This is a genomic window from Heyndrickxia acidiproducens DSM 23148 (assembly GCF_000374345.1).
In the GTDB taxonomy this organism is placed as follows: Bacteria; Bacillota; Bacilli; order Bacillales; family Bacillaceae_C; genus Weizmannia; species Weizmannia acidiproducens.
In genome coordinates this window covers 72,202-81,645 of sequence record NZ_KB893985.1, presented here as the reverse complement: position 1 = coordinate 81,645, position 9,444 = coordinate 72,202, and the positions used below count along the sequence as shown (strand labels likewise).

Sequence of the window (9,444 nt, the reverse complement as noted above, 5' to 3'; positions counted from 1 at the left end):
AGTACGCACAAGATTTTATTGGCTCAAGAAATTAGGGATCAATAAAAGTAAAGCTTGGGAATGGGCAAACACAAGAAAAGGCTACTGGAGAATTGCCGGCAGCCATATCTTAACCAGAACCTTAACAAACGAACTCTTCCGAAGAGCAAGGTATATAAGTTTTCTGGATTATTATCTGTCTGTAAGGTCGTAAACTTTAGAACCGCCGTGTACGGAACCGTACGCACGGTGGTGTGAGAGGTCGGCTAATCAAATAATGATTAGCCTCCTACTCGATTGTGGATAAAAAAACCGGGACGCTTCGCTTTTGCCAAATGACTCAGGCCGTTTCCCCGGTGTTATGTTTCCATTTCTTTTGAATATAAAACAACCGGCCAAATAGTGTCACTGCTCCAACGGCAAGTCCGCTGATAAGACCGATCCAATAGGCGTAAGGACCGAGTGCAGTCACAGCCTCCAGGAAAATCCCGAACGGAAGCCCGATGACCCAGTAAGAAACGAAAGTCATAATGGAAGTAATGTGTACATCCTTATAGCCGCGCAGTGCCCCTTGCACCGGAGCTTGCACTGCATCTGACCACTGGAAAAAAATCGCGTACAGTAAAAAGTGGCCGGTCCAGCGGATAACATTCGGATCCCTGCTGTAAATTGCTGCCACCTGTTCATGGAATAAATACAAAAGAAAGCCTGTCAAGCTGGCAAAAGCAATTGCAGCCCCAATCCCGATTATGCTGTACGAACGGGCATCCTGGTACCGGTGCGCACCTGCTTCATATCCGACCAAAATCGTCATCGCAAGTGAGATGCTAAGCGGCAGCATATACAAGAGCGACTCAAAATTCATGGCCGCCTGATGGGCAGCAATGACATCGGTGCCAAATTCACTCATAAACAAGGTTACAACAGAAAATATACTCGCCTCGAAAAAAGTTGACAATCCCATTGGAATGCCGAGGTGAAACAACTCCTTCCATTTGTGGAAAGACACGGGATAGAAAGCGCGCAGCACCTGCATATCGGAAAAAGGCGTTACATGACGGAGAACCAGGACGGCAATCCCGAAAATAATCCAATATGTAATTGCAGTTGCCACCCCTGAACCAGCGCCGCCTAATTCCGGGAATCCTGCACGCCCGAAAATAAACAATAGATTAAGGAGTACATTGATAGGCAAAGAAAGCAGTGTAATCATCATAGATATTTTGGCCAATCCTGTGGCATCGATGAGCGACCGGCAGACCTGATAACAGAAAAACGGCATCAGGCCGGCCGCCAAAGCCCATAAATAATGTTTTGCGACCTTTTCAACATGCGTTTCAAGATGCATCATCCCTAATACGGGGTTGACCGCCAGCGAACCGGCAATGACGACAAAAATGGCCATCGCCACTGCGGCATAAATGGCCTGCATTACGGTACGCGAAATTTCTTTTTCATTTTTGCTTCCCAATAAATGTGCCGTAATCGGGGTAACCGCCTGTAACATTGTACCCAATCCGGTTGAAACCGGGAACCAAAGGGAGGAACCGATTGCAACGCCGGCTAAGTCTTCTTTTGCATAATGGCCCGACATGGTCGTGTCGAAAAAGGTCATCAACAGCATGGCAAGCTGTGTAATCAAAATCGGAAAGAATAACTGCCAAAGCTGCCGGATTTTTTCTTTCATTGTGTATGTTTGTCTCATCTTCTAAACCCCCACGCTTTAAAAACGCACTGAGGAAAGTATAACATAACAAATTTTACGGAATAAGAAAAAAACCGCCATGAGAATAGCGGATTTTTTTCTTTCAAATAAAGTGTACCATCAGCAGGGGCTTTCTTTCATCCCTGCTGATAGGAGATGCGGCTGGTGGGGCAGTTTGATCTCCCGCCTCTTCTTCGTACCATGAATCTTGAGGCGGGCGTCTTACTGCCCGTTATGTTGGGATAAATAAAAAGGGAAATGACCGAAGATCCGTTACGCAGGCAGACTTGTGTGAAGGTTGCGGTGGCGGGGGATTTAAGCATGTAAACACGAATCGCTTAACGGATCACCCTGCCTCATCAGTTGTAAAGCATACAGATCTTTTGAAATTTCATATAAATCGTAAATGTCGCCGTCCCGGTTTAAATGGTTGTATATTTCCCTGCGTGTCTCATTTGCTTTAACCGCATAAGGCAGTTTTTCAGCAGCCTTAATGGAACGGATATTTTCTTTGCGGATCTTCATATATATGGTTTCTATCATTAATTCATAGAACAGTTCTTCAAAAAAAGCTTTCTTCGCGGGCTGGTTATAGCCATTGCCGTGGTACGGTTTGCCCAGCCATGTCCCTAAAAAACCCGCGTTATTTTCAATATCAAACAGGCTGATAACGCCGATTGGATTTCCCCACTCATCGAGAATGGTTCGTGAAACCAGTTCACCGCGTTCTTCTGCCTCAATCGTCTGCTTCGTCATGAACATAAATTCTTCTTGTGAATAAGATTTTTGGCGCACAAAAGGAAAGACATCCGGATGCGTCATCAATTCATACAATGTACAGCATTCCTGCCATGAGCAATCGCGTTTTTTGAGCATTTTAATCCCTCCTGGAACGAGGGCAGTTCAGTCCTGTATGGATCATTCCACCCTCGAAATTTTTTAAAGTTGCATAAAAAATTTCGGGGTGGGAATCGAACCCACTAGAACCAGCCATAAAACACGTGCTGGTGGCGCACCATTTGCCTTCCCAATCTAGCTATAAACGCACCAATCACAAACATAGCATATAGTTGATATCATATTACAACAAAAATTCCAAAATGAAAATAAGAAAATGTGAAGAATGAAGGGGCTCATGAAAAAATTTTTTTAAAACCTTAAGCAGGCTGTTTGAATCCTGAATCTTGAAATCAGGAGTAAAATATGCAATGCTTAAAAACACGGCAAGATTGGAAATATAATAGAAAGGACTGGATTTACCATGCGTTTGCAATCAGGTTTGGTGCTTGAAGGCGGCGGTATGCGCGGCGTTTATACGGCGGGCGTGCTCGAAAGCTTTTTGGAACATGATATTGAATTTCCGTACGTCATCGGTGTTTCAGCCGGTGCGTGCAACGCCGCATCATTTCTTTCAAAGCAAAAAGGGCGGAATCGAAAAGTCAATATTGATTTTATTCATGAGGACCGCTATTTGTCATGGAAAAATTACATAAGGAACCGCGAATTATTCGGTATGGACTACGTTTTTGATGAAATTCCAAAGAAGATCGTTCCGTTTGACTTTCAAACTTTTTTCGAAAATCCGGCTGAGTTTGTCATCGGTACGACAGACTGCCGGACGGGGGAACCTGTTTACTTTTCACGGAAGGATTATCAGGATCATCTCTTGCAGGTGATCCGTGCATCAAGTTCTCTCCCTTTTGTTGCGCCGATCGTTGAAATAGACGGGCGGCCGCTTTTGGACGGCGGTATGTCCGATCCGATCCCGATAAAAAAAGCGCTGCAGGACGGGTTTTCCCGCAATGTTGTCATCTCAACAAGGAACCGCGGCTACCGCAAAAAGCCTTCCAAACTGCCTGCCTTCCTAAAAAAGAAATACCGCAATTATCCCGGCGTGTACAAGGCGATTCAAGCGCGTGCACATGTTTATAATGAAACGATGGAATTTGTGGAAAAGGAAGAACAGGCCGGGCGCGTGTTTTTTATTTGCCCGAAAGAACCGCTTAAAGTCAAACGGGTTGAAAAAAGTGCCGCCCGCTTAACCGATTTGTATGAGCAGGGGAAGCGGGACGGCGGGCGCATCGCCGCAAAATTAATCGAGTGGGCCGGCTCCTGCCCTCATGTGGAGAGCAGTTGTTAAAGAAAAACTTTTTTGGTAAACAGGCAGCAGTAACGGATTTTTAGAAACTTCCGGTCTGACACATGAATCTATGATTCTGTTCATATAATAGGGGTACAACGAAACTGAACAGGAGACTCGGTAATGGATCTAAAAAAATACTACTTGTCGATGTCGAAAGTCTATTTCAACCAAACCGTTATCCTCGCACTGGCGCTGTCTGTTTTTTGCCTGGCACTCGTTTATTTGAAACTTGGCGGGGTATTTAATTATATGATTTTATCATCCTGGGCGTTCATCCTTTACAATTTTGACCGCTATTTATTTTATACAAAAATTGAAAAGCAAATCAATCCCCGTGCCGGCCGCAAAACTGATTGTGAAGCGGACATGCAATATATGATTCATTTTCTTCCGGAGGCGCGTTTTTCGATGCAGCTTTTCGACAGCAGCGGAACCGGCAAATGGCTTCTTGAAGAAAAAGCGGTGAAGCGGAAAACCCGTTTTTTTACATTACAAGATTGTGCCGGGGGCGGTACATATGCAGTCAGGATGCGCCAAAACCGTTTGCCTGCTGTGGCCATTACGTATCAGTTACGCAAGATGGTGTTTCAATTACAAGAAAAAAGCAGCCGGCATTTTATGCTTTCCGGAGAATACGGGTCAGCCGTTGTGGAGAAAAATGGCAATAAGGAAATTGAAATTTATTGGAACGGAAATCTGCTTGCAGTAGCCACGCGGGGGTTTATGCCTGTAGCTTGGCAGGAAATATTTCCGCCAAACACGCCGGTACTCCGCTTTGCCGGGCGGCCGGAGAAGGAAGAAATGGTGCTGGTTTTTGCTTTTCTCACTTTTTTCTATGTACATGATAAATATTTCGTGTAAAAAAAATACCACGGTGTTACAATTTTTGTAAGCCAACCGTTTTTCGAGGTAATGGGTATAAAGAATAGAAAGAAACGAGGATTAGAAAAATGAAAATAAAGTTGACCAAATGCCATGGATCAGGCAACGACTTTTTTATGATTGACGAAATGTCCCATGATTATCAACTGACGGATGCGATGCGGAGAAAACTTGCGCTTGCATTTTGCAGCCGCAAAACAGAACTCGGCGCGGACGGTCTGCTGTTTATCTCAAAGAGCGGGGCAGCAGATGCAAAGATGCGGGTTTTTAATGCGGACGGCTCCGAAGCATCCATGTGCGGGAACGGGCTGCGCTGCGTTGCCCGCTATGTGTGCGAACTGCTCGGGAAAGAGGATATCCTTGTTGAAACGATGAAGGCCAATTTATATGCGAAAACAGCGGAACCAATCTTCCCCGGCCTGCCGACGTACCGTGTCGAAATCTCGCCGGTTTTGTTTGAACTTGACAAACTGCCGATGAAAATTGATAAAAAGGTATTGATGAATGAACAAGTGGAGCAGCTTTCAAAAGATTTATCATTTACCGCGGTGGCCGTGCCCAATCCCCATTTAATTGCGTTTGTTGACAGCCGCACATTAAAATCGGATGCCCAGAAAAGATTGTCTGAATATGTGAATGGGCCGAACGAAATTTTCCCTGATGGCGTGAATGTCAGTTTTGTAAAAACACTTGAGAATCATGCATTGTATGTCCGTACATTTGAGCGCGGCGTCGGGTTTACGAACGCCTGCGGTACGGCCATGTCGGCTTCAAGCCTTGTTGCCAGCCTGTTGCGCCTTGAGCCTTATGAAGAGGCGATCGATGTTTATAACAACGGCGGGAAAGTGCGCTGCCTCGTCCATAAGCTGGAGGAGGAAGGCCGGACGCAGTACAGCATTGACCTGATCGGAAATGCAACATATTTATATGAAGCAACTGTTTCTTTTGATGATCAGAACCCGGAAACATTTACGGTTAAAGATCAAAAAGAATTCGGCGAACAGGCCCGCTACCGCGAACTTGAAGAACATGCAAAAACAGTAGTGGAGAAGGCTTTGGCCTGATCGGCTGCAAAAACACGGCTTTTCTAAAAGCCGTGTTTTTTATGAACGATTTTTTAAAAATGCTAACACCGGCGCAAACGGCTGGCTGTTTTTGCTTTCAAAATAGCCGGAAAACGGGCAGCCGTTTTTTTTCACGCGCTCAAGCACGGCTTCAATTGTAAATCCTTCAGGCGAAAGCCCTTCTTTTATTTCATCCCAGCCAAGCGGGGTGGCCACAAGCGCATCCTTGTGGCCGCGGAGCGAGTACGGGGCGATGATCGTTTTGCCTTCCGCATGCTGGATGAAATCGACATACAGCCGCCCTTGCCGCTTCTTTTTCAAACGCTCGACGGTAAAACTTTCCGGCGCTTTTGCGACCAAATATTCAGCAATAAAGGCGGTGAATAAACGCGTCTCGTCCCATGTAAAACGGTTATCCGGCAGCGGGATATAAATTTGCAGTCCTTTATTGCCCGATGTTTTGATAAAACTCGCCAAATTCATATCCCGGAATACATCCTTAAGCATGAGGGCGGCTTTGACAGCCAGATGGAATTCGTTCCGCGACGGGGGGTCAAGATCAAAGACAATTTCACTGACATAACGGCTGCGCGCTGTTTGAAAGGGAATATGGTATTCGACTGCCAGCTGATTCGCAAGCCACATCAGCGTTTTTAGATCGTTGCAGACAATATAGCGGATCCCGTCCTTGAAGATGGTTTCGACAAAGTCCGGCGCATAATCCGGACAGTTCTTCTGGTAAAACGCCTCCCCAAAAACACCGTGCGGATAACGAATGACTGTCAACTGGCGGTTGCGCAGAAAAGGCAGCATTTGAGCTGAAATCGCGCGCATATAAAAGAGAAAGTCAAGCTTTGCTACCGCCGGATTTTTCCACAATGGCTTATCTATATGGGTGGCACCGGCTTCATCGGGTATCGCCGCCTGCTGCAAGCGAAAGTTTTCATAGGTGCAGTCTTCAGGCGGGATGTCAAAAAGAAATCGATGGAAATGAGGTTCGCGCAGCTGCGTGCCGTCCCATTCCAAGTAATGGAGTTCAACGCAAATGGAAGGATGGATTGTATAGATTCCGCCTTTTTCTTTAGTGGCATTATTTTGAATCGCTTGTGTCAGCACGGCTTTTTCTTCCGAATTCATGCTAAAAAGAAACAGGCCGATCGGAAATATTGTCCTGCCTTTATAAACTGCAGTGTGATAGTATCCGTTATTTTGGTCGTAAGCGGTGATAAAACAGGCTGCAGTTTTCCAATTCTTCACTTTCACCCAGGTTTCGCTCCGTTTTCCCGCTTCCCATTTGCCGGCCTTTTGTTTTGCGACAATGCCTTCGCTGCCGTAATCCTTCATTGTTTGCACAAGTGCTTGGGAATCACCTGATTCCGGGACCATTTGTAAAAGCGCTGTTTTTCCGGGATCGGGTTTCAGCGGCCATGACAGCTCCTTAAAAAAGTCGCGGAGTGTTTCTTTGCGGACGGTAAACCTCTTATCCGCCATACCTGCCCCCTGCATGCACAGCACATCAAATACCAAAAAACGGGCAGGGCGTTGTCCGGCTGCCTGTTCGATTTTTTCCTGCGATTTCATGCGGCCCCGGCTTTGAAGCTCGCTGAAATTTGCTTTATAAGGGTTTTCCAGCAGCACGAGTTCACCGTCAAGCCGGAGGGGAAGATACGGGGCCAATTGGTCTTCATATTTTTGCAAAAAATCCCGGATTTCAGGGAACTTTGGCAGAAGATCTTTCCCGTTGCGGCTCCATAAGCGGATATTTTTCCCTTTTGCCCAATCAAGAATCGCGCGAAAACCATCGTATTTGATTTCAAACGCCCAATCTCCCGTTTCCGGAAGTGCCGGTTTTAATACCGGCAGCATTGGCTTCATAACGGCCACCCCTTTCATGAAACTGTTTTTTCCAAAAGATGAAACACATAGATGCTGCTTATCCTACATATATTATCTTCAAAAAGCGAGGCGTTTCATACATGCATACGATATGGAAAGGCACGATCAGTTTCGGGCTGGTAAATATCCCGATCAAGCTCCATGCCGCGACCGAAGATAAGGATATTAAGCTCAGGACGCTGCATAAAAAATGCCACTCCCCGATTCAATATGAAAAAATCTGTCCGGTCTGCGGTGAGGAAGTAGCACCAAAAGACATTGTCAAAGGATATGAAATTACAAAAGGCAAGTTTGTGGTTCTGGAAAATGAAGAAATAGAAGAGCTGAGGAAAAAGACAGAAGAAAAAGCCGTCGAAATTATGGATTTTGTCGAAATGCAGGAAATCGACCCCATCTATTTTAACCGCAGTTACTTTATGTCCCCAAATGAGGGCGGGGTAAAGGCATACGGATTGCTGAGGAAAGCTTTAACGGACTCGAAAAAAGTCGGGCTCGCCCGCATCGTGATGCGCTCGAAAGAACAGCTTGCGGTTATCCGCGTATTTGAAAACACATTGCTGATGGAGACGATTCATTATCCGGACGAGGTAAGAAAAGCTGCAGATGTGCCGAATGTACCGGCGGATGATGAAGTGTCCAAAAAAGAAATCGATACCGCAATTTTGCTGATTGATCAGCTGACAACCCGATTTAAACCTGAAAAATATACAGATGAATACCGTGCCAGCCTGATCAAACTGATTGAATCCAAGCGGTCCGGTAAAGCGGCTGTTACACCGAAAGTCAAAGAGCCTGAGAAAAATGTCACGGATTTAATGGCTGCGCTCCAGGCTTCGATCGACCGGACAAAACCGCCGAAGAAAACAACCAAACGGGCGGCAAAAAAGCCGGCGGGAAAAAAAGCCGCCAAACAGGCGTAACAAGGACATGTATCCCCAGCCCCCTGTTCCAAGTGCAGGATTCGCCAGAAAGTGCAGAAATCTGTCGATAAATTTAATTTGCCGAAGAACCTCCAATATGATAAGTTAAATCATATTGGAGGTTGATCATGAAACAGCAAACGGTTATGAAATTGATTATTTCTGTACTGGTACTCGCCGTCTGCACATTTTGTTTCTTTGAAATTGCGGACAACTTCAATAAGGCGGAGATCAGGCATTTTGATCTGCCGGTAATTGCTTATGTACAAGGATTCATCTCAGATAACATGACAAGTGCCATGCTTGTGGTCACGTTTCTCGGATCTGTGAAGAGTGTTTCAGCAATTACGCTGGTTATTGTGCTGCTGCTCTGGATAAAAAGATACCGGAGGCTCAGTATTTATCTGGCTGTATCCGTCGCACTGGGGGCGGGAATCTTTAACAGAATTTTAAAATACATATTTAAACGCCAGCGCCCGGATATTATGCGCGTTGTCCAGGAAACGGGATACAGCTTTCCAAGCGGGCATTCGATGGGTTCCATGATCTTGTACGGCTGCCTGGTTTTTATCCTCTTCCGGATTGCAAAAAGCGGGTGGAGCAAGGTGATTGGCACGGTGGCAGCATTCGCTTTAATTGTATGCATCGGCATCAGCCGCATTTATTTGGGCGTCCATTATCCAAGCGATGTGCTCGGCGGTTATGCAGCAGGGCTGATCTGGATCATTGTCTCTGCAGCCGCTTTGATCATGATTGAAAGAAAGTTCAGGTTGTAATACAATAAAAAAGGATTCCGGGGAGGGCAAGACAATATTTGGAAAAGCTGTATAACAATATGGCTTGCTTTTTTTTACA

At 45.7% G+C, this 9,444-nt stretch carries 8 protein-coding genes and 1 pseudogene; 6 read left to right on the top strand and 3 right to left on the bottom strand.

From position 1 onward, the window contains the following. Positions 1 to 193 (top strand): annotated as a pseudogene (locus tag C232_RS19270) (group II intron reverse transcriptase/maturase); the annotation flags it as partial. A 126-nt stretch (positions 194 to 319) separates the two neighbouring features. Here C232_RS19270 and C232_RS0105820 read toward each other — a convergent pair. Together C232_RS0105820 and C232_RS0105815 are read right to left on the bottom strand one after the other, a co-directional pair. Beyond that, positions 320 to 1,684: an MATE family efflux transporter gene (locus C232_RS0105820; protein ID WP_018662253.1), complete on the bottom strand. Its 1,365-nt coding sequence runs from the start codon at positions 1,682 to 1,684 to the stop codon at positions 320 to 322. A 315-nt stretch (positions 1,685 to 1,999) separates the two neighbouring features. Continuing rightward, complete coding sequence (locus C232_RS0105815) at positions 2,000 to 2,560, bottom strand: GNAT family N-acetyltransferase (RefSeq protein WP_018662251.1); 561 nt, start codon at positions 2,558 to 2,560, stop codon at positions 2,000 to 2,002. Positions 2,561 to 2,945: 385 nt separating this feature from the next. On the opposite strand from C232_RS0105815, the gene C232_RS0105810 reads away from it, so the two are divergent. From C232_RS0105810 to dapF, 3 genes are all read left to right on the top strand, one after another. Continuing rightward, on the top strand, positions 2,946 to 3,824 hold the full coding sequence (locus C232_RS0105810; protein ID WP_018662249.1) for a patatin-like phospholipase family protein: 879 nt from the start codon (positions 2,946 to 2,948) through the stop codon (positions 3,822 to 3,824). Positions 3,825 to 3,947: 123 nt separating this feature from the next. Further along, on the top strand, positions 3,948 to 4,688 hold the full coding sequence (locus tag C232_RS0105805; protein ID WP_018662247.1) for a hypothetical protein: 741 nt from the start codon (positions 3,948 to 3,950) through the stop codon (positions 4,686 to 4,688). An 89-nt stretch (positions 4,689 to 4,777) separates the two neighbouring features. Next, the gene (dapF, locus tag C232_RS0105800; RefSeq protein WP_018662245.1) at positions 4,778 to 5,773 is read left to right on the top strand and encodes a diaminopimelate epimerase; all 996 of its coding nucleotides are present in this window, start codon (positions 4,778 to 4,780) and stop codon (positions 5,771 to 5,773) included. Between the two features lie 39 nt (positions 5,774 to 5,812). On the opposite strand, the gene C232_RS0105795 is transcribed toward dapF, so the two are convergent. Beyond that, the gene (locus C232_RS0105795) at positions 5,813 to 7,648 is read right to left on the bottom strand and encodes a DNA ligase D (protein WP_018662242.1); all 1,836 of its coding nucleotides are present in this window, start codon (positions 7,646 to 7,648) and stop codon (positions 5,813 to 5,815) included. A 101-nt stretch (positions 7,649 to 7,749) separates the two neighbouring features. Here C232_RS0105795 and ku point away from each other — a divergent pair, with 101 nt between their 5' ends. Further along, positions 7,750 to 8,589: a non-homologous end joining protein Ku gene (gene ku, locus C232_RS0105790; RefSeq protein WP_018662240.1), complete on the top strand. Its 840-nt coding sequence runs from the start codon at positions 7,750 to 7,752 to the stop codon at positions 8,587 to 8,589. Positions 8,590 to 8,717: 128 nt separating this feature from the next. Continuing rightward, entirely contained in the window at positions 8,718 to 9,365 is a 648-nt protein-coding gene (locus C232_RS0105785; RefSeq protein ID WP_018662238.1) for a phosphatase PAP2 family protein, read from the top strand. The last annotated feature ends 79 nt before the right edge of the window (positions 9,366 to 9,444 follow it).

Excerpts from the sequence above, each read along its gene's own strand:
- C232_RS0105820 (WP_018662253.1), bottom strand. The coding sequence starts at position 1,684 with ATGAGACAAACATACACAATGAAAGAAAAAATCCGGCAGCTTTGGCAG.
- C232_RS0105815 (WP_018662251.1), bottom strand. The coding sequence starts at position 2,560 with ATGCTCAAAAAACGCGATTGCTCATGGCAGGAATGCTGTACATTGTAT.
- C232_RS0105810 (WP_018662249.1), top strand. The coding sequence starts at position 2,946 with ATGCGTTTGCAATCAGGTTTGGTGCTTGAAGGCGGCGGTATGCGCGGC.
- C232_RS0105805 (WP_018662247.1), top strand. The coding sequence starts at position 3,948 with ATGGATCTAAAAAAATACTACTTGTCGATGTCGAAAGTCTATTTCAAC.
- dapF (WP_018662245.1), top strand. The coding sequence starts at position 4,778 with ATGAAAATAAAGTTGACCAAATGCCATGGATCAGGCAACGACTTTTTT.
- C232_RS0105795 (WP_018662242.1), bottom strand. The coding sequence starts at position 7,648 with ATGAAGCCAATGCTGCCGGTATTAAAACCGGCACTTCCGGAAACGGGA.
- ku (WP_018662240.1), top strand. The coding sequence starts at position 7,750 with ATGCATACGATATGGAAAGGCACGATCAGTTTCGGGCTGGTAAATATC.
- C232_RS0105785 (WP_018662238.1), top strand. The coding sequence starts at position 8,718 with ATGAAACAGCAAACGGTTATGAAATTGATTATTTCTGTACTGGTACTC.